This is a genomic window from Paenibacillus zeirhizosphaerae, assembly GCF_030705605.1.
In the GTDB taxonomy this organism is placed as follows: Bacteria; Bacillota; Bacilli; order Paenibacillales; family Paenibacillaceae; genus Paenibacillus; species Paenibacillus zeirhizosphaerae.
The window spans coordinates 190,141-209,725 of the sequence record NZ_JAPCKK010000034.1 but is presented as its reverse complement, the minus strand read 5'-3'; the positions used below and the strand labels follow the sequence as shown (position 1 = coordinate 209,725).

At 50.5% G+C, this 19,585-nt stretch carries 16 protein-coding genes; 11 read left to right on the top strand and 5 right to left on the bottom strand.

The annotated features are described in order from the left end of the window. The first annotated feature begins 37 nt into the window (after nt 1-37). The 5 genes from OIN60_RS22230 to OIN60_RS22210 all read left to right on the top strand — a co-directional run bounded on the left by OIN60_RS22230 (nt 38) and on the right by OIN60_RS22210 (nt 6,448). Entirely contained in the window at nt 38-3,499 is a 3,462-nt protein-coding gene (locus OIN60_RS22230; RefSeq protein WP_305757056.1) for an S-layer homology domain-containing protein, read from the top strand. Between the two features lie 162 nt (nt 3,500-3,661). After that, nucleotides 3,662-4,297 carry a TetR/AcrR family transcriptional regulator gene (locus tag OIN60_RS22225; RefSeq protein WP_305757055.1) on the top strand — a complete coding sequence of 212 codons (636 nt, stop codon included), beginning with the start codon at nt 3,662-3,664 and terminating at the stop codon, nt 4,295-4,297. A gap of 74 nt (nt 4,298-4,371) precedes the next feature. Then, on the top strand, nt 4,372-5,238 hold the full coding sequence (locus OIN60_RS22220) for a substrate-binding periplasmic protein (protein ID WP_305757054.1): 867 nt from the start codon (nt 4,372-4,374) through the stop codon (nt 5,236-5,238). 90 nt (nt 5,239-5,328) lie between these two features. Next, entirely contained in the window at nt 5,329-5,976 is a 648-nt protein-coding gene (locus tag OIN60_RS22215) for an amino acid ABC transporter permease (protein WP_305757112.1), read from the top strand. 46 nt (nt 5,977-6,022) lie between these two features. Beyond that, nucleotides 6,023-6,448: an OsmC family protein gene (locus OIN60_RS22210; protein ID WP_305757111.1), complete on the top strand. Its 426-nt coding sequence runs from the start codon at nt 6,023-6,025 to the stop codon at nt 6,446-6,448. Nucleotides 6,449-6,521: 73 nt separating this feature from the next. On the opposite strand, the gene OIN60_RS22205 is transcribed toward OIN60_RS22210, so the two are convergent. Both OIN60_RS22205 and pgoN read right to left on the bottom strand, forming a co-directional pair. After that, on the bottom strand, nt 6,522-7,616 hold the full coding sequence (locus OIN60_RS22205) for a Fic family protein (RefSeq protein WP_305757053.1): 1,095 nt from the start codon (nt 7,614-7,616) through the stop codon (nt 6,522-6,524). Between the two features lie 239 nt (nt 7,617-7,855). Further along, nucleotides 7,856-8,686: a glyoxal/methylglyoxal reductase gene (gene pgoN / locus OIN60_RS22200; protein ID WP_305757052.1), complete on the bottom strand. Its 831-nt coding sequence runs from the start codon at nt 8,684-8,686 to the stop codon at nt 7,856-7,858. A 256-nt stretch (nt 8,687-8,942) separates the two neighbouring features. On the opposite strand from pgoN, the gene OIN60_RS22195 reads away from it, so the two are divergent. The 6 genes from OIN60_RS22195 to OIN60_RS22170 all read left to right on the top strand — a co-directional run bounded on the left by OIN60_RS22195 (nt 8,943) and on the right by OIN60_RS22170 (nt 17,865). Beyond that, the gene (locus OIN60_RS22195) at nt 8,943-11,318 is read left to right on the top strand and encodes a polyprenyl synthetase family protein (protein WP_305757051.1); all 2,376 of its coding nucleotides are present in this window, start codon (nt 8,943-8,945) and stop codon (nt 11,316-11,318) included. 176 nt (nt 11,319-11,494) lie between these two features. After that, entirely contained in the window at nt 11,495-12,094 is a 600-nt protein-coding gene (locus tag OIN60_RS22190; RefSeq protein ID WP_305757050.1) for a lysozyme inhibitor LprI family protein, read from the top strand. Nucleotides 12,095-12,196: 102 nt separating this feature from the next. Next, nucleotides 12,197-13,588, top strand: a complete 1,392-nt coding sequence (locus OIN60_RS22185; protein ID WP_305757049.1) for an MATE family efflux transporter — start codon at nt 12,197-12,199, stop codon at nt 13,586-13,588. Between the two features lie 291 nt (nt 13,589-13,879). Then, complete coding sequence (locus OIN60_RS22180; RefSeq protein ID WP_305757048.1) at nt 13,880-15,301, top strand: NAD(P)-binding domain-containing protein; 1,422 nt, start codon at nt 13,880-13,882, stop codon at nt 15,299-15,301. Between the two features lie 180 nt (nt 15,302-15,481). Beyond that, nucleotides 15,482-16,450, top strand: a complete 969-nt coding sequence (pelA, locus tag OIN60_RS22175; protein ID WP_305757047.1) for a pectate lyase — start codon at nt 15,482-15,484, stop codon at nt 16,448-16,450. Nucleotides 16,451-16,659: 209 nt separating this feature from the next. Next, nucleotides 16,660-17,865, top strand: coding sequence for a glycosyltransferase family 8 protein (locus OIN60_RS22170; RefSeq protein WP_305757110.1), 1,206 nt, complete (start codon nt 16,660-16,662; stop codon nt 17,863-17,865). 98 nt (nt 17,866-17,963) lie between these two features. On the opposite strand, the gene OIN60_RS22165 is transcribed toward OIN60_RS22170, so the two are convergent. The 3 genes from OIN60_RS22165 to udk all read right to left on the bottom strand — a co-directional run bounded on the left by OIN60_RS22165 (nt 17,964) and on the right by udk (nt 19,404). Then, the gene (locus OIN60_RS22165; RefSeq protein WP_305757046.1) at nt 17,964-18,344 is read right to left on the bottom strand and encodes a spore coat protein; all 381 of its coding nucleotides are present in this window, start codon (nt 18,342-18,344) and stop codon (nt 17,964-17,966) included. A 17-nt stretch (nt 18,345-18,361) separates the two neighbouring features. Beyond that, complete coding sequence (locus tag OIN60_RS22160) at nt 18,362-18,649, bottom strand: hypothetical protein (protein ID WP_305757045.1); 288 nt, start codon at nt 18,647-18,649, stop codon at nt 18,362-18,364. A gap of 116 nt (nt 18,650-18,765) precedes the next feature. Continuing rightward, nucleotides 18,766-19,404: a uridine kinase gene (gene udk / locus OIN60_RS22155; RefSeq protein ID WP_305757044.1), complete on the bottom strand. Its 639-nt coding sequence runs from the start codon at nt 19,402-19,404 to the stop codon at nt 18,766-18,768. Nucleotides 19,405-19,585 lie beyond the last annotated feature (181 nt).

Below are 19,585 nucleotides of genomic sequence, written 5' to 3'. Positions count from 1 at the left end.
GATGTATTCGAGCCGACTGGGAGGGCTATGTTTTTGTATGAAATCTACATCATGGTTTAAACGAATGACGACAAGCGTCCTTGCAGGCAGTTTGCTTGCAGCAGGAATTGCGGTTCCAACGGGCTACGCTGCTCCCGGGACAGAGAATCAGGCACCAAGCAGCGGTAAATGGATGACGGGCGAATATCATACTCATACCCATCAATCCGATGACGCCCAGACGTCCCTGGAGGATGTGCTGGATCATGCCCTCGAGGTGAACAACATGGATTGGCTAGGCATCTCCGACCATTTGCGCATGCAGGGCCGGGATGATACCGGTGCCGCGGTGCCCGGGGGTCCTATTCCGTTGTCGAAGGGAATCGGGCTGTATCAGTTGCCCAAGATCGAGCAGCTTCAGGCTGGAGGGAAATACAAGGATAAAGTGATCTTTACCGGCTTCGAGTGGGACATGCCTACCTACGATCATGTGGGGGTGGGCATTTTGCCGGAGGAATTAAAGGCTGCGAACATCGTTGAGGCGATCAGCCATTTTGAATACTTGTTTACGAACCGGAGCGAGAGCTTGTACGATCCGCAGGACGTGAGCAGATGGAGCGCGGCAGATAGCAGGGCCTACAGCACCAAAGCGGATGCCCGCAAGGCTGTTCAATGGTTGAAGGACAATTATCCGAACAGCTATATGATCATTAACCATCCTTCCAGAAAAAAGGGAGATCCCAAGGAATTTAAAATCGAGGATATCCGCGACTTCAACACGATCGCACCGGACATTGCTTTTGGCTTCGAGGGCATGCTCGGCAATCAGATGGCACCGGACCGCGGCGAAGTGGCTCAGGCGTACGGCGGGACTGACATTATGGTCGCACAGCTCGGCGGAGTGTGGGATGCGCTTCTGGGGGAAGGACGCCGGTTCTGGAATTTTGCCAATTCGGACTATCACTTCCGCATTGATAGCACCCGTCGTTACTCCAGCGGATACATGCCGGGGGATTATTCCAAAAACTACACCTGGGTGGACGGCTCTGACATGCATGCTGTCGTGGATGGCATGCGTTCAGGTAAATCCTTTTCCGTGTTCGGCGACCTGATTAATGCGCTGGACTTCCGCATTGCCGGTGCGGGCCAAGAGGCGGAGATGGGCGGAGACCTGAAGGTGACGCAAGGGGACGACATGGAGCTGACGATCCGTTTCAAAAGCCCTGAACGCAACCATAACGACGATCCCGTCGCCGTGGATCACGTGGACCTGATTGCAGGTGACGTTACCGGATTGGCCACACCTGGCACTGCTGGATATACGAAGAGCACCAATGATACCACCAAAGTGCTCAAACGTTTTACGAGCAACGAATGGACGACCGATGAGGACGGCTACAACGTGATCACCTACAAGCTTGGACCAGCGCAGAAAAATCAGTATTTCCGCCTGCGCGGCACCAATCTGGGCGTGGATGTAGCGGGTGAAACCAGCAATGGCGAGCCGCTGATTGATGTGAAAAACACGACGGTAGACAATGAGACCCGTTTTACTGAAATTAACAAACGCAACTATTCGGATCTCTGGTTTTACTCCAATCCGATCTTTGTAGATGTGGCACCTTACAGCGATGAGCAGGCGGTGCAGGATACTGCTGCGCAGCTCAGCCTCGGGGATACGAGCGCGATTGTGGATGATCTGAAGCTGCCTGCGGCAGGGGAGCACGGGGTGAGCGTGCAGTGGGCCAGCTCCAATTCGGAGCTGATCGGTCATGATGGACGCCTGCTTGTTCGTTATCCGGCAGAAGATACGGATGTGACCCTTACGGCGACCATGACACGTGGAGGCGTGAGTGTAACCAAGACTTTTGTGGTTACTGTAAAAGGTTTTGGCGATACCTCGCCTGCTGAATTGAAGGCTACCATGACGACCGTGGACGGGAAGGTGTATGAGAGCGGATCATGGACGAATCAAAGCGTCATGACCAGTGTGTATGCGGTCTACTCGGATCCTATAACAGAGGTTGCCCTTGAACTGTCTATGGATGGCAGCGACTACGATCCTTACACGGCTGACGAGAAGATCGAGGTCTCGGATGAAGGTGGGCACACGCTCACGTTCCGTGCTACCGACAACTTGAACCTGCAAAAAACGCAAGCGGTGCAGGTGAACATTGACCGCACAGCTCCGGTCATTACGCTGCGAGGCACTCCAACGGTCAATCTGACGGTAGGTTCTTCCTACACAGAAGCCGGGGCGGATACCGCTGATAATGTTGGCCTGGCCAGCGATGTGCAGGTAAGCGGCATGGTGGATACAAATACCGCCGGGACCTACACCTTGCGTTATAACGTGAGCGACCTGGCCGGCAACCCGGCTGCAGAGGTGATCCGTACAGTTCATGTGCTTGCAGGCGGGGAGAATCCTGGAAACGGCAATGATGATTCCGATGATGACGACGATGAAGATTCCGGCGATAACGGCGGCTCAGATGACGAGCACTCGGATGATTCAGACAAAGGCCATTCCGGTGGCGACACCGAACAACCTGCATCGAAGCTGATTGAAGTTCCTGCAGGGCAAGCCATCAAGGGCGAATTAGCCGGAGTAATCCGTATTGATGTGCCAGCCGGCGTGTGGAATACGGACAGCCAAATCAAAGCCGTCGTGCTTGAGGAGGGGGCGGTGCCTGCAGCAGCAGGTATGACACGAATCAGTCCGGTCGTGGGGCTCACCAACGATGCAGGCAATACGTTGGGTACGGCTGTGAAGCTTACCTTCCATTATGATACGGGCGCGGTGTCTTCCAATAACGAGCCTGCCGTTTACTATTATCATGAGCAGCAAGGAAGATGGGTGTTCATCGGTGGAATTAACAATGGCGACGGTACCGTAACGGCCAGTGTGAATCATTTTGCCAAGTTCGCGGTATTCAGCTATGAGCCGAAGGTGTTCAGTGATTTGACCGGCCATTGGGCTTTGCCGTTTGCGGAGCGGTTGGTCGGCATGAACGCGATTCAAGGATTTGAGGACCAAAGCTTTCACCCGGATGAACCAACGACAAGAGCTCAGTTTGTTAAAATCCTGACGCACGCTCTGGGTATCAGCGCATCGGATACCGCGACTTCCTTTGCGGATGACGCGCAAATTCCGGATTGGGCGAGACAGCAGGCTGCCGCGGCTCTGGAGGCGGGCTTGATTCAAGGCTCGCGTGAGAACGGCCGCATTGTCTTTAACGCGGATAAGCTCATATCCCGTGCTGAACTGGCCGTCATGCTCGCCAATGCGCTGGATGCGACCAGCGAGACCAGTGGGACTAGCGGCTCTGGAAGCGGAGTAAGCGGCCAATTTACGGATGCCAGCGGCATCCCGTCATGGGCCCGTACTTCCATCACTACAGCCGTGAATGCGGGTATCCTGAAAGGCTACCCGGATGGCACCTTCCAGCCGGATCGTGCCGTAACGCGTGCCGAAGCAATTACAGCGATTTATAGGCTGCTGGACGCGTTGCATATATAAGGCATGAAAGAAAAAAGGTCGAGAACAGGGGGAATTAATCCCTGCGCTCGACCTTTTTTGGCGATTTTTTCTTATCATTTATACCATTGACAAATTCCGTGTTAACCTATAGGATTTAATACATACCTGACTGATGAGTCAGTCGAGGAAGGGGAGATGCGGATGGTGACGGATAAAGTACCTGCTGCCGGCGATGACCGTAGAGCCCAATTGATGTCGATTGCCCTGAAGCGTTTTGCTACATACGGTTATCATCAAACCAAGGTGTCCGATATTGTCAGTGAGGCGGGAGTTGCTCAGGGAACCTTTTATTGGTATTTCAAAAGCAAACAGGTGCTGGCGCTAGAGATTATTACCGAGGGCCGCGACCAATTGCTTGACGCGATCGGCCAGGGCTACCGCAAGGACAGCGGAACCCTCGAAGATATGGTCAGAGCTTCGGAGAACCTGTTCACGCGTATGTTTGATTTTGCTGCCAATCATCGTTACTTTATGAAGCTGCTGCTTACAGGCAGCGGGGTTGACGAAACGGTGCAAAGGCAGCTTGCAGATACTCAAAATGCTATGGAGCTTGCGTTTCGCAGGAATATCCGACGGGCGATTGAGCTTGGCATGATTCCGGGCAACCTGGATGTTGAACTGCGGGCGGCATTATTAATGAGCATGATCGAAGGATTAATGCTGCGCTGGTTGTTCGGCTCGGAGGGAACACATGACCGGATTGCCGGTCAGAGCAGCTCTGAATTGGCGGCGGAAGCGGCTAACTTTGAGTTTTACGGGCTGATGGGCAAGCCTTAGCCCTGAGAGAGGGATAGGGTTTGTAGATACACTCATACTACATCACAAGTATAGACAGGAGAGGGACAAAGAAGATGAAAACAACAAAGAAAACCTGGGTCGTTTCATTCATGGCGCTGGCCTTGCTCAGCTTGCTGTTAAGCGCGTGTGGGGGCTCGGCGGCCAATACAGCGGGCAACAACAATGCGGAGAACAGTGCAGGCGAAGCGGCTGACGCATCCAATCTGCTTGGAAAAATTCAAGCGGCAGGTGTGATCAAGGTCGGCATTATGGGGACCTACCCTCCATATAACTCCCTCGGCAAGAATGGAGAGTATGAAGGATTTGACGTCGATATTGCCAAGGGCATTGCCGACAAGCTCGGGGTCACTGCGGAATTCTCGGCCCAGGACTTTTCCAGTCTGATTCCAAGCCTGCAGGCTGACAAGCTGGATGCCATCGTCAGTCAGGTGACGATCACGGATGAACGCAAGCAGGTCATTGATTTCAGTGATCCGTATATTACCAACAGCGTAAAAATCATCGTCGGTGAAAATAACACAGATATCACTACAATTCAGGACTTCGCAGGCAAAACCATCGGTGTGGGGCTTGGAACCAACGATGAATCCTACCTGCGCAATGACGTGCTGCCTGAAGTGGGCAATTTTGAAATCAAAACCTACAACGATGTCATTACATCGCTTCAGGATTTGAATGCAGGCCGGATTGATGCCACCATCAACAATATGTATGCTTTAAAACCGATTGTCGACGAGAACGGATTTAAGATCAAAGCGGTCGGCGAGCCGATCAAATCTGACCAGGCGGGTGTAGCGATCCGTCAGGACAACCCGGAATTGAAGGAAGCCATGAATAAAGCGCTCGCTGACATGAAAGCCGACGGTTCCTATGATGAAATCTTCAAAAAATGGTTTGGTGAAGCGCCGCCGGCTGAGTAAAAGGGGACAGCAAGGGACGAATTTGGCAGCCGGATGTGGCTGCATCGTCCCGTTTTCCTTTTTCGGGTAAAGGAGATCTGATAGATGGATATGTTCAATTTAGTGCTTGAGAATCTGCCCTTCCTGCTCCAAGGGGCGCTGTATACACTTCTCATCACCGTGGTATCGATGCTGCTTGGTCTCGTGATCGGGATCATCACTGCAATCGCGCGCCTGAGAGGGCCGCGTTTTGTCCAGTGGGTCGCCCGGGCTTATGTATCCATTATCCGCGGAACGCCGTTATTGGTGCAGATTGTGATCATTTATTACGGGCTTGTGGATTACGGGGTCACGCTTGGCTCCCTGACGGCTGCGTTTATAGCGCTCAGTGTGAATGCGGGGGCTTATTTGTCCGAAACGTTCCGGGGAGCCATTCTGGCGGTTCCCAAAGGGCAGACGGAGGCCGCTTATGCCATAGGCATGACATCCTGGCAGGCGCTGCTTCGCATCATTTTGCCGCAGGCTGCCAGGATCGCAATCCCGCCGATGGGCAATACGTTTATTGGTATGCTGAAGGAGACTTCGCTCGTATCGGTCATCGGGGTGAGTGAGCTCTTGCGTCAGGCGCAGCTTTTGCAGGCGCAGTTCTATCGGTACATGCCGTTTTACCTGGCGATAGCAGTCATCTACTGGGTATTGAGTACAGGAATGGCGGCGATCCTCGAGCGGATCGAACGCAGGCTGAATGAAGCTTATTAAAGGTGGAGTTGAAGAGCATTATTATAACAGCAAAGGGGAAATCAGCATGAAGGTTGCAACAGTCTGGAATGGAAAGCGCAAGTTTACCTCGACAGGCCCGTCCGGTTACTCCGTGAACCAGGATGCCACAGACAAATACGGCGGTGACGGGGAAGGCATGACTCCGATGGAGCTGCTGCTGGCTGGACTCGGAGGCTGCATGGGCATCGATATTACGATGATTTTGAATCATTTTCTGGGGGATATTGACAGCATTGAAATTGAAGCGAACGGCATCCGTACCGAAAGCATGCCTACAGCTTTTACGGAAATTGATCTTACCTTCCACGTGAAGGGCAATATTCCGGATTACCGGGTATGGAAAGCGATTCACATGGCGGAAGAGAAATACTGCGCAGTTTCGGCCTCGCTGAAAGCGGACATTCGTCCACATCTCGTTTTGAATGGGGTGGAGGTTCCGAATCCAGCATAACCAGACAAGCCTCCTACAATATAACACATGATTTTAGGAGGCTAGTTATGGCCGACAGACTCTGTAAGTATGATCAACGTAACTGATCAAGAAGACTGTAGTAATAGTAGGTTTTTGACCGCTGTCTTCCGTCGGAAAAGATAATTCGGTTCGCTTCTAATATGGATAAATATCGTCTACAAGTGGCTTCGGAAATCTCGGCGGCTGACGCAATACTATGAACTGTGAATATAGGCTTCTGAAAAATAGCATCAATTAATTTTTTGACACCACTGCTGTTGATCAAAGATTGAGCTGCGTCTAAATCATGCTCATATAGTCGATTAATACCATTGATTAAGCGGATATTTTTATCTGATTGAAGTATTACCGCTTCCAGAAAAAAGCGAATCCATTGATTCCAGTCCCCTTTATATCTTGTGTCATTAAGAAATTGATAATATTTATGTTTATCCCTTTCCAATGCTTCACTTAAAAAGAAGTTAGGATAGTCAATGATCTTCTTACTGAATAAATATAAGGGAATTAATATGCGGCCGATTCTTCCATTTCCATCAAGGAATGGATGAATTGTTTCAAATTGTGCGTGTATAATTGCCACTCTAATAAGTTCATCAAGTTGATCTTGCGGGTCATTAATATAGATTTCGAGATTGCTCATGTAAGTGTCAACAAGTTGAGGCTGCGGAGGGACGTAGGTTGCTGTTTCCAGTGTACATCCTTCTGGCCCGATAAAATTCTGGATTTTTCTAAATTCTCCGGGGGAGCGGTTGCCGCCGCGAACATCATTTGACATTAGTGTTACATGCATCGCTTTGAACAGTCTGGTAGAGATCGGCCAGAAAGCCAGTTTATCCATTCCATCACGGAGTGCTTGATAGTAGTTGAGTACTTCTTGAACATCTTTATTGTTTTTTCTACTTTGAGCCTCTACTTCAAGGACCTCATCGAGCGTCACTTGAGTTCCCTCTATTTTTGTTGATTGCACTGCTTCATTGAGCATTACCGGGTTCAACAACAAATGGGAGGGCAGTTTGGTATTTTGGAGCAGCACTTGATACTGGGCGACTTTTTTGTTAGCATCAATCAATTCCCTAAGGAACATGAGCTGATCAATTCTTTCATTACCCAGCGGTAAATTCTCAGGTGTGAAGGATGCCCTTGCCATCAGTAAACCTCACTTTCAAATTACGATTATATTATTTACATCATATCCGATTTGTGATTATAAATATACATAAAACGATAAACAATGATCAAAAATCGCCGAAAATAACTTTAAAAGATGAGAACCTCAATTTAGAAAGGGAATTCTGATCCGGGGTGAGATTTTACTGGAAAAGCATTTGGGGGGTATTACAAAAGAGGGCCCCAGGTCAACGGACCTTTGGGGCACCTCCTCAACAATTAGAAAAAAAGTTTATCCGGGTCTGGGCCTACGCGATGATTTTGATTCAGGGCATTAATCTTCTCCATGTCTTCAGCGGACAATTCGAAGTCAAACACGTCAGCATTTTCGATAATGCGCTGTTCCTTGATGGATTTAGGAATCGTGACGATTCCGTTTTGCAAATCCCAGCGTAAAATAACCTGAGCTGTGGATTTTCCGTGCTTGTCGGCAATCTCCTTCAACACCTCGTTATCCAGCAGTTGGCCTTGCGCCAGCGGGGACCAGGCTTCAATTTGAATGCCTTGCTTTTTGCAATATTCACGCAGCTCTACTTGTGTGAGAAGAGGGTGAAGCTCCACCTGGTTGACCATCGGCTTGATTTCGGCATCAGCCAGCAAATCCTCCAAATGATGAATTTGGAAGTTGGAGACACCAATGGCACGGACTTTTCCGTCTTTGTACAGCTTCTCAAGCGCCTTCCAGGTTTCTTTATATTTGTCCTTCCCAGGCCAGTGAATCAGATACAGATCCAAATAATCCAGACCCAGCTTCTGCAGGCTTGTCTCAAATGCTTGAAGTGTGGAGTCGTAGCCTTGATCCGCGTTCCATACCTTTGTCGTAATAAACAGCTCATCGCGGGCAATGCCCGATTCCTTGATGGCCTGTCCGACGCCTTCCTCGTTTTCATAAATTTTTGCGGTATCAATGCTTTTGTACCCGGCTTTAATGGCGTATTTCACAGAGTTGATCACCTCTTGACCGTCCTCTACTTTAAACACGCCGAGGCCGAACCAGGGCATCTCCACACCATTATGCAAAGCAACGGTATCTTGCAGGTTTTTAGGCATGATAAAACTCCTCCTGAACTTTAATGATGTTCTTGCAGGTTAGCCGTCTGCTGAACGGAGACAGGCACATTTCTATTTTATACAGTACTGACGGTGAATAGAAGTAGGCACTTTTTCCTTATATAGTATATCGAAGTATACCCTTACGACTAGTCATCCTTAACAATTTCGTAACTTAAACGATTCTTTCCCGTATTACGATAAAGATAAATAAGATAAGTTAATACATTAAAAAAAAATGAGGTAATGCTACCGTATGTACGAGGAAATGATAAATGACGCCGATGCATGCTATTTGCTTGCGGAGGAGAAGGCCGCCCGGTATTTTTCGTCCCTTTATGAGCAGGTTACGGAGAAGTCGTATCTCTCTGCCCTGACTCAAGATTTCCAACTGTGGCAGCAGAACCATATCCGTCGTCATTCATGGCTGGATTTTTTTACAAAGGCCAAGCGAAAGCCTGATAACCGGGATTATCATATGTATATTCAATGGCTCAATCACACAGGCAAGCTGGATGATTATCTGGACCGGAGTGTGTCCTATCTGTACATGCGCGATTTGGGGAAAGCCCTGGATTCGCCTGACACGCAGACGCGGATACAGCGTATGGCTGCTGATATTAAGCAACACCTGCTCCACACGAAACGCGGACAGCAGCCGGAGGTTATTAGCTTGTCCAAGCTATATCGGTGGGGGCAGAAGGAAGGTATCGAGAATGCCGTGATCTGGTTGATCCACAAGCTTCGAAGGGTATCCACCCATATTCCCGAAGGACTGGACGCCGAGCAGGCGCAGCGTAAGCTGATCAAGATCATCCTCGGGGTTGTGCTGCATGTGATGGAAGAGATGGGTGATGATACATCGCGTGAGGAACGTTCCCGCAGATTGGATGAGGCGATCAGGCTTGGTTACTCCTATGGCCTGACCTATCCTTTCATTGACGATTTACTGGATTCACAGGTGCTGACCCTTCAAGAAAAAAAGAAGTATTCCCATATGATCCGCACCGCGCTGCTGACGGGCACTGTGCCCAAATTGGGTGAGTGGACCGGAAGCAATATGGCCATGATCCGCTATGTACATGCGGAGCTGCGTGATGCCTTCGAGTATATTAAGGGTGTGCAGCGGCCGGAAACGCAGAGAACTTTTTTCGAGCAGTCTTATGTGTTCTTTCATTCCCAGGAGATAGATCGGATGAAGGACCTGTCGCATGCGGATTACGCAAATGAAGATCTCTACATCCCCATCATTCTCAAATCGTCCTCCTCCCGTCTGATCGCCCGTTCTGTGCTAAGCGCGCCTGAGGATGAGGGCTTTGACCATCGAACCTTCTATTATGGCATCTATAATCAGCTGGCGGATGATTTTGCGGACATGTTTGACGATATGAGAGACGGCGCAGTCACGCCTTATACCTATTATTTAACGTACCGGGAGCAGCGCTCCGATCTGATCAACCCTTTTGAATTATACTGGGCGGTCATCTCCCATCTGATCCATAACGTGTATCAATCCGACCCCAAGAGCCGCGAGGTTATTCTGGATCGTGCCATTAATGGTCTCAAGCGCTGCAAGGAGCGTGTCGGAGTTGAGAAATACAACGAGATCATGGAGATCCTGACTTTCGATATCCCAGAATTCAACCGTCTGATTCAGCATATGGTCCGCAAAGCGGTGGATGTGGATTTCTTCGATAAGCTGCTGCGGGACCAGGTGATCACCCATTTCAAGAATGACCGCAAGGAAAAAGAAGATTTTGTCCAAACACTCCATCAGGTTCGTGACCAGCTCAACCGCAATTTACAGATTTCCAAGCATGAAGGCATGCCGCCGATGAAAGAGCCGCTGATTGATGCGGCAAATTACAGTCTCAATGGGGACGGGAAACGGCTGCGGCCGATCATGACCTGGGTCATGGGGGTTCACGAATACGGACTGGATGGCGCAGCCATCATGCCGCTTCTGAGATCGCTGGAGTATATGCATACCGCATCCCTGATCTTCGATGATCTGCCAACGCAGGATAATGCGTCCGCCCGTAGAGGACGCCCGACGCTGCACGAGGTGCACAACAGTGCCACGGCAGAATTAACCGGGTTGCTCTTGATCCAACGGGCGGTACAGGAACAGTCGTCACTTGAACCGTTTGACCCGCAAGCGGTGCTTGCCTTGATGCGGTACTCGGCCCAGAAGGCGGAGGATTTGTGCATGGGGCAGATGATGGATTTGGACTCCAAAGGCAAACCGTTAACGCTGGAGCAACTGAACACGCTGTGCTTTTACAAAACGGGCATAGCGTTTGAGGCTTCGTTGGTGATGCCTGCCATTCTGGCCCGGGTTGCGGAGGAGGAGATCGACGGTCTGAAGAGGTTTGCCTATCATGCGGGCATCGCCTTTCAGATTAAGGATGATTTGCTGGACTTGGAGGGAGATGTGCTCCTGCTTGGGAAGCCGGTAGGTCAGGATGTGGAGAACAACAACTCGACCTTTGTCACAGTGCTGGGCCGGGAGGGTGCCGCCAGAGAAATGTGGAATCATTATTGTCTGGCCGTGGAAGCCTTGCAGGAGCTGCCGCGCAGCAACGCTTTTCTGAAGCATTTATTGGATTATATCGTGCAGAGGGAACGTTAAGGATGGAAAATGGGCGTCGCTTCCTAAGTGGCGTCTTTTTTTGGTCTTGGAGGCTACTGAGTCGTGGCGAATTAATGAATTGGGAAATAAATGAAACTTTTTTAAACTGTTTTGTGTCTAATGTATAGGGTTACAAATGTTTATTCTATAAAATTAAAGAAATGAAGGGATCTTAAATGAAAAAACTGCTAATCTTGACTATATTCGTGGGCACTGTGCTGACCGGGTGTGGCAGTACAAACGAAGCTGCGAATGTAGGCCAAACCCAAGCGACGGAGCCAGCAGGGAACAGTACGACAGTGGAACAGCCGGCAACCGGACAGGAGGAGCCTGCCGAAGAGGCTCCTCCGGCCGTTGCTGAAGAAGAGAACCCGGCCGACGCAGCGTCTCCAGCCGAGCAGGGCACGGCTTCTGTGGAGACCAAACAGGAGTACCTTCAAAAGCTGGACGAGGTGGAAGAGAGCTTGGCCGACTTAAAAGCATTGAACGAAGAGGGAACAACAGTGTCCATGAATAAAGCGGCAGAAGAAACCTATAAACGGTGGGATACCGCTCTAAACGAGATTTATAGTGAGTTGAAGCAGCAGTTGCCTGACAGCGAAATGGCGGCACTAAAGGAAGAGCAGTTGAACTGGATCCAACAACGGGACGAAACCGCAGCAAAGGAAGCGGCCCAATATGAAGGCGGAACGATGGAAGGCTTGCAATATGTCGCTACTCAGGCGGGAGTTACGAAGGAAAGATGTTATGAGCTGGTGGAAGAGTATATGAAGTAGATAGTGGCCCTGCCGGAATTTTTAAAATCCCTCCTAATCATTGACAGGATGCCATTTGGGTGTGATACTCCTATAATAATGTGACGAAAAGAATGTGATGATATGGGGGAGCCCAACTTAAAAAACAGAAAACAGCCCTTCCTGGAAAGATATTTAAGCGGGGAGTCTATTGATTACCGGCAGATTCAGGCCTTGTTTATTCCGCTGCTGATCGATCAGCTATTCCTGATCGGCTTGAACCTGGTGAACACCGCAATGATCAGCTCGGCGGGCATGGCGGCGGTCAGTGCGGTCAATATGATCGATTCGCTGAACATTTTCCTTGTGAGTGTGTTTGTCGCGGTGGCGACCGGGGGAACGGTGGTGGTGGCCCAGTATAAGGGCAGCGGCAACAGCCTGATGGTGTCCAAGGCAGCCTCCGGTTCGGTGACTTCAGTGACTTTATTGTCGCTTGTGATCAGTCTTGTGGTCATCCTGCTCCACAACCCGATTCTGAGTATACTGTTCGGCACAGCCTCGCCGGATGTACTGGATCAAGCCCGAGTGTATCTGATCGGCAGTGGTGTATCCTACGTGGGCGTTGCGATTGAGCAAGCGGTCTGCGGTGTACTGCGGGGGATCGGGAGAACAAGGGCATCCTTGGCGCTTTCCCTGATCATGAATTTATCCTACGTGCTTCTGAATGTCGTGTTTATCAACATCATGGATATGGGCGTGCAGGGTATGACGCTGGCCATCAATATCGCCAGGTTTACGGGGGCATTTTGTGCGATTTACTATCTGGTCAGAATGGATGCCGAGCTGCACGTGCGAATCAAGGATCTGCTGCGGGTGAACTATGCCATGCTGAAGAAAATTATGTTCATTGGCGTACCGTTTGCCGCAGAGCAGATGTTTTTTAACGGCGGCAAGATTCTGACCCAAATTTTCATTGTCAGCCTGGGTACATATGCCATTGCGACCAATGCGATTGCTTCCTCGCTGGCCGGGGTGTTCCAGATTCCCGCGACCGCCTTGTCCCTGACCATTGTGACCGTCGTTGGCCAGTGTATGGGGCGGGGGAATATTGCGGATGCGAAGAAATTTACGAAAGCCTTTCTGTGGCTGGGCACCCTCTCGTTTATCATTATGGGTGTGCTGCTCATGTCCTTATTCTATCCGCTCGTCAGTCTGTTCCAGCCGCCGGCGGAGATTGTGGACGATATTTACTGGGTTGTGCTAATGAATGCCATTGCTCAGGTTCCGTTATGGGCGCTCAGCTTCATTCTTCCTTCGGCGCTCAGGGCGGCGGGAGACTCGAAGTTCACATCCGTTACCTCCATGCTGTCGATGTGGCTGTTCCGGGTCGTGCTTGGCTACATTATGGGCATTGTGCTGGGCTTCGGCATTATCGGCGTATGGCTGGCGATGAACCTGGAATGGGGGATACGGGGAGCGGTCTTCCTATGGCGCTTCCGCGGCAAAAAGTGGTATGCACACCGCTTGATTGACTGAGTCTGGAGAGATTCGAGCGGTCTCATAGGAGAACAGCAGCATATCATAAGGTCAACCAGAGTTGTTCTTTCTGGTTGGCCTTTGTTCATTTCAAGCGGCTCACACGCTGCTGCAAATGACAGATGGTCATGATGAATAATCGGGAATCGGGAATTTAGAAATCGTGACAAGAACCCTGCCGACAAATTGTAATGGTGCCAGCCAAACGATAAGCTGAAGACAGCTTACATAACATAGAGCGGAAATGAGTATACGGATCGTTACGCCGCCACTCGAAAGGATGCAGAACATATGAGCATAGAAGCGCTGAACGAGAGAGTGAAGACAGATCTGGCTTACCTGGCCTTCGGAGGTGCGGATTGGGTGCGTCCTGTCAGCCATCCGGCAGGGCATGTCTATGATGTGGTGGTGGTAGGAGGCGGCCAATGCGGCTTGGGGACTGCCTTTGGACTGCTGCGTGAGCGGATATCCAACATTCTGGTGATCGATGAGAACCCGGAAGGGCTCGAAGGCCCGTGGGAAACCTACGCCCGTATGGTGACACTGCGTACGCCGAAGCATCTGACCTCCATCGACCTCGGCATTCCTTCCCTGACCTTCCGCTCCTGGTGGGAGGCGCAGACCGGACCGCAGGGCTGGGAAGAGGTGGTCAAGATTCCGCGCGGCGACTGGATGAACTACCTGCGCTGGTATCGCAAGGTGCTGCAGCTTCCTGTCCGCAATGAGGTCAGATTGAAGCTGATTGAGCCAACAGAAGAAGGTCTTCACCGTCTTCATCTTGAAGGGGCGGGAGCACCGTCCGATCCATTACTGGCACGTAAGGTGATCCTCGCTAACGGGATTCAGGGCGGAGGAGAATGGCATGTGCCACCCATGATTGCGGAGAAGCTGCCCCAGCATCTCTATGCTCATACTTCGCAAGCCATTGATTTTGAGCGGTTAAAGGGAAAAAAGGTAGCTGTGCTGGGCGGCGGTGCCTCGGCCTTCGATAACGCTAATTTTGCCCTCACGGAAGGGGTGTCAGAGGCACATGTGTTCGTCCGCCGCAAGGAGCTGCCGCGCATCAATCCGATTCGCCAGATGGAGGGCTCCGGCATGATCGAGCGCTTTCCAACGCTGTCGGATGCGGAAAAGTATGCCGTGATCGCTCATTTCTTCAAGCATAATCAGCCGCCGACCAACGATACCTTTGCGCGCGCCTGCTCCTGGCCGGGCTTTCGGCTCCACCTGGGCTCACCGTGGTTAGATGTGGAGCCGTCTGGTGAGGGAGTACTAGTGACCACGCCGCACGGTACGTACAGCTTTGATTTTTTGGTGATTAGCACAGGCCTGCTGACCGATCCTGCCCTGCGCCCTGAGCTGAAGCTGGTGGAAGGCCATATTGCACGCTGGGGCGACCGTTACACGCCACCGGCAGACACGGCCCATCCGCTGCTGGATACGCATCCCTACCTAACTCCCGGCTTTGCATTTACCAGCCGTGATGAGCAAGGAGAGAAGCTGCTGCACGGACTCTTTTCCTTCAACTATTCCGCGCTGGTGAGCTGCGGCCTGTCGGCCTCGGCGCTGTCCGGCATGAAATATGCGATTCCGAAGCTGGTCGCAGCGGTGGCGGATCAGCTTTTCCTGGATAACCGGGAAGAGATTCTGAGTAACTTTGTGACTTATGATGAACAAGAATTCACGGGAGAATGGCCACCTCGAACCCCTTAACCTAAACGGCGTTTCCCGTGACAGGGTCCTCAACCATCCCGGAGAAAGGCGATAAAAAAATGTCATTCAGGTTCTTCAATGATTATAAATTGTGGAAAACATTGACATATGATGGGCGACGGCGTATGATGTGGACAAGAAATGTAATCGCTTACAAAAAACGAAGAGGAGATGAGTAGGATGTTCAAAGCAAAATGGGGCAAGATCTCTCTCGTATGGATTCTAACCATGGTCCTGACTGTAACCGGATTAGCGTTTCAACCTTCTGCAGCGGTATTCGCTGCGGATGCTTCAGGTACGACGGCAAGCATCGCGGATATTTTGAAAAATCAGCAGCCGGATGGCGGCTGGAAGAAGGATTACTCGGTCACCAGCGGGGAATGGGCCAAGTCCACGATTGACAACAAGGCTACGTATACCGAAATCAGAAGATTGGCAAGCGAATACCAAAAAACCAAAGATAGTGTATACTCGCAAGCAGCGATCAAAGGCATCAGCTTCCTGCTCAACATGCAGTACAGCAACGGCGGCTGGCCGCAGGTGTACCAAGGTACGAGCTACCACAAGCACATTACGTATAACGACAATGCCATGATGAATGTCATGATCCTGCTCGATGAGGTAGCCAATAAAAAAGGGGATTTTTCCTTTGTAGACACAGCCTTGGCCGATCGCAGCAAAGCGGCGGTTGCCAAAGGTGTGAGCGTTATATTGGCCACCCAGGTGAAGGTGAACGGGCAATTAACCGTGTGGGGGCAGCAGCATGATTCGGTAACCCTGGCGCCTGCCGGGGCAAGAGCCTATGAAGTGCCTTCCCTTTGTACGGGTGAAAGCGTAGGAATCGTTAAATTTCTGAAAACAAGACCAGCCACACCGCAAATAACGACTGCCATTCAAGCCGCGGAAAATTGGTTCAGAAATGTCAAGATCACCGGCATCAAGGTCGTCAAGACCAGCGATGATGTGGTTGTCGTGGAGGACCCGAGTGCGCCTCCGATCTGGGCCCGCTTTTACGAGATTGGAACGAATAAGGCGATCTTCGTCGGGCGGGATGGCGTGGTGAAATATAAGCTCAGTGAGATCGATCAGGAAAGAAGAACCGGCTACTCCTGGTATGGCAACTGGCCGTCCGGTTTAGTGAATAATTAAACCGTATAGCGATGAGGTTGATGTGACAAAATTCAAGCTGGCGCAGGTACTCTATCGGCGTCAGCTTGTTGCCATGCGGATTCGCAATAAATCGAAGGCCAATAGGGAATAGTCCAATCCGCTCCCAAGGGCAAACATACACTTAAAGTAGTCCAATGAAACAGAAGACGAGACCCAATACTACTTTAAGGGGGTGGCGATCCTTGAGAATGGTTGAACTGGTTCTTTCGCTCAATGACCGAAGCGGGGAATATGCGAAGCATGCGGCCGTTGTTCTTGCATCTGTTTTTTCCAATATCAAGAAAACAATAAATATACACATTTTGTATGATGAAACCTTAACTGAAGAAAACAGAGCAAAGCTCACTGCGCTTGCCAGGGCCTATCATCATTATATCTTTTTCTATCATGTGACAATCCCTGAGGATATGCTTCAGGCTTCGGCCCAGGTGCATAAGATTGATCATTGGACCAAGGCCAGTATGTATCGATTATTGCTGCCGAATTTTCTTCCGGCTGACAGGGTCATTTATCTGGACTGTGACGTGTGGGTCAATATGGATATCAGCGAATTGTGGAGCATTGACCTGGGAGAGCATTATCTGGGCGCGATACTGGATCAGGGAAAGGAAGGCCTGGGAGATTATTTTCCCACCGTTGGGCTGTGCGGAGACACATATTTTAACTCTGGCGTCATTCTGTTTCATTTGGACAATATCCGCAAAAAAGAGAACTGGTATGATGAAATGCTGTATTTCTTACGCAAATACCCTATAACGACCATGCCCGATCAGGATGCCTTGAATTTCATGTATGGCTCCAACTACCTGCAATTGGATCAGCGCTTTAATACATTCGCCTACGAAGGTCTCAATCCGGACAACAAAATTGTGCATTTCGCCGGGGAAGATAAGAAGTGGTGGGATCACCATTCACCTGCGGCACCGATCTATCATTCATTCCTTGCCATGACCCCTTGGGCAGGAGCTTGTACACCAGCGCCTGTGGCTAACCCGCAGCCCGGGCCGGAGAAAGAATGCAGGGCTGTACAGCCTCCGTTGTTTGCCAAGCCTGTTGGGCCGCCGGCTCTAATAGCCCAGCCCGTGGTGATCCAGCCTCAGGCGAATCCGCTTCACCTCATCCCGGCCAGGCTGCTGCCGCAAATTCCCGTAGCCCCTGTCAAGCGGAAACGCTGTCGATCGGTAAGGCTGCGGTTAAGGCCAAAACTGCGGAAGAAAAGCGGCAAATACCGCTCCATAAGAAGAATAAGACGGCTGAAGCGTCAGCAAGGGTTGAGGAGAAGGGTGCTGCCACCGGCAGCGAAGAAGTGGCCGTTGCTAAGGAAGAAGACCGTTTATATGATTAGAAAGTCTTCTCTGAAAAAAAGCACATGCTGTTTAAAGCGCAGCTCATAACCGGCAACAAACACACCTTCAAGGTTGTCTCCATGTCTTGGGACATGGCTGCAAGCCCTTGAAGGTGTTGGGTTCTCATAGGTTTGGGGAGCTCCAGCCTATTGCATCGTCGTACCCTGATATGGGAACTGCGAGGAATAGCCGCTGAATTGCTGATAGGTCTGGTCCAGCTTCTGCTGTTGCTCGGCCTCCAGCTTATAATGCCCTTTGCGGAACATCAATTGGTACATATCGTATTGGCACTGATGCGTCTCGTTCAGCACGGTCATGATGTCCTGATGCAGAGACGGATGGCTGGCCTCGCGGGCAGAGGTGTTGAAGCTGTCTGTCAGGTATTTTTCCGTAGCCAGTAGGTCATTGAGCCGGTCCCGGTCGTTCATCTCCGGTCCTTTGACTTGAGGCTCGTAGGATGGCTTCGGATTTTTGATCACATTTGCATTTTGATTCTGGTTCTGATTCTGACTCTGGTTCTGATTCATGCCGCGAATCCTCCTTGTTATTGTTGAAACTGCTGAACCCTTTGCATTTCCATGGTATTGTTATTGTGCAGATGCTTCAGCAGCAGCTCGTAATGGCGCTCGTGCATCTGTCCGGCCTGCTGAATCGCTTGGGCAATTTCCGGGTCGGAGCATTCGGCGGCAAAATGGCTGCATTTTTTCATCGTGATAAGCTCCCAGGATAACTGGTCTTTTAAGTATAGATGGTCCTTGATCGTAATCACTTGCGGGGGAACAGACAGGATCGGCTGCTGCTGTCCCTGGCCCTGTGTCTGATTTTGCTGCATGGTTGAGGACTCCTTTTCCATTGTTAGTTGCATTTCTTATCATGCTTCAAGCTGAGGAAAATCATCCACAAAAAAGAAGCCGCCAGGAGAATTCCATGGCAGCTCATCATCTAACATTACTTATTCCCGGACCATTTCCGGTCGCCGGTCAAATATTTCTCGGTCAGCACAGCCAGCAACTGAATGCCTACCTCATTCTGTCCGCCCTCCGGGATGATCAGATCGGCGTATTTTTTGGACGGCTCAATGAAGGCCTCGTGCATCGGCTTCACGGTGGTCAGATACTGATTGTGAATGGATTGAATCGTCCGTCCGCGTTCCTCGATATCCCGCAGCACCCGGCGCAGAATGCGCACATCAGGGTCGGTATCCACGAATACCTTGATATCCAGCATATTCCGCAGATTTTCATCAGACAGCACATGCAGTCCTTCGATGATCGCGATATTGTTCGGCTTGAGTTCCAAGGCCTCGGTGGTGGAGCGGCCGTGCACCGAGAAGTCGTAGACGGGGGCTTGTGCGGGCTGCCCTTCCCTCAACAGCTTGAGGTGCTCAATGAGCAGCTCATTGTCAAAGGCAAACGGATGATCGTAATTGATAGCTTCGCGTTCGGCCATACTGAGGTGTACATGGTCTTTATAGTAGTTATCCTGGGATATGAAGGTCACTTTGCCTGTTCCAAGACGTTCGATGACGGAGCGGGCTACCGTCGTTTTGCCGGAGCCGGTGCCGCCGGCTATACCAATAATAAGCATGGTGTTCCAATAACCCTCCCTAAGTTACATCACAATTCAAGTATTGTAGCACAGCATTTGCATTTTTTCACCTAGTGGTTATGAGGGTATGATCTGGTTTCCTATCTTTTGTAAAATATCATTTGTAATGATAGATATACCACACCTGTAGATTGATAGTTGAATAGAATAGAGTGAGCAA

Excerpts from the sequence above, each read along its gene's own strand:
- pelA (WP_305757047.1), top strand. The coding sequence starts at position 15,482 with ATGTTCAAAGCAAAATGGGGCAAGATCTCTCTCGTATGGATTCTAACC.
- OIN60_RS22190 (WP_305757050.1), top strand. The coding sequence starts at position 11,495 with ATGAAAAAACTGCTAATCTTGACTATATTCGTGGGCACTGTGCTGACC.
- OIN60_RS22220 (WP_305757054.1), top strand. The coding sequence starts at position 4,372 with ATGAAAACAACAAAGAAAACCTGGGTCGTTTCATTCATGGCGCTGGCC.
- OIN60_RS22185 (WP_305757049.1), top strand. The coding sequence starts at position 12,197 with ATGGGGGAGCCCAACTTAAAAAACAGAAAACAGCCCTTCCTGGAAAGA.
- OIN60_RS22180 (WP_305757048.1), top strand. The coding sequence starts at position 13,880 with ATGAGCATAGAAGCGCTGAACGAGAGAGTGAAGACAGATCTGGCTTAC.
- OIN60_RS22170 (WP_305757110.1), top strand. The coding sequence starts at position 16,660 with ATGGTTGAACTGGTTCTTTCGCTCAATGACCGAAGCGGGGAATATGCG.
- udk (WP_305757044.1), bottom strand. The coding sequence starts at position 19,404 with ATGCTTATTATTGGTATAGCCGGCGGCACCGGCTCCGGCAAAACGACG.
- OIN60_RS22215 (WP_305757112.1), top strand. The coding sequence starts at position 5,329 with ATGTTCAATTTAGTGCTTGAGAATCTGCCCTTCCTGCTCCAAGGGGCG.
- OIN60_RS22230 (WP_305757056.1), top strand. The coding sequence starts at position 38 with ATGAAATCTACATCATGGTTTAAACGAATGACGACAAGCGTCCTTGCA.
- OIN60_RS22210 (WP_305757111.1), top strand. The coding sequence starts at position 6,023 with ATGAAGGTTGCAACAGTCTGGAATGGAAAGCGCAAGTTTACCTCGACA.
- OIN60_RS22205 (WP_305757053.1), bottom strand. The coding sequence starts at position 7,616 with ATGGCAAGGGCATCCTTCACACCTGAGAATTTACCGCTGGGTAATGAA.
- OIN60_RS22165 (WP_305757046.1), bottom strand. The coding sequence starts at position 18,344 with ATGAATCAGAACCAGAGTCAGAATCAGAACCAGAATCAAAATGCAAAT.
- OIN60_RS22225 (WP_305757055.1), top strand. The coding sequence starts at position 3,662 with ATGGTGACGGATAAAGTACCTGCTGCCGGCGATGACCGTAGAGCCCAA.
- OIN60_RS22160 (WP_305757045.1), bottom strand. The coding sequence starts at position 18,649 with ATGCAGCAAAATCAGACACAGGGCCAGGGACAGCAGCAGCCGATCCTG.
- pgoN (WP_305757052.1), bottom strand. The coding sequence starts at position 8,686 with ATGCCTAAAAACCTGCAAGATACCGTTGCTTTGCATAATGGTGTGGAG.
- OIN60_RS22195 (WP_305757051.1), top strand. The coding sequence starts at position 8,943 with ATGTACGAGGAAATGATAAATGACGCCGATGCATGCTATTTGCTTGCG.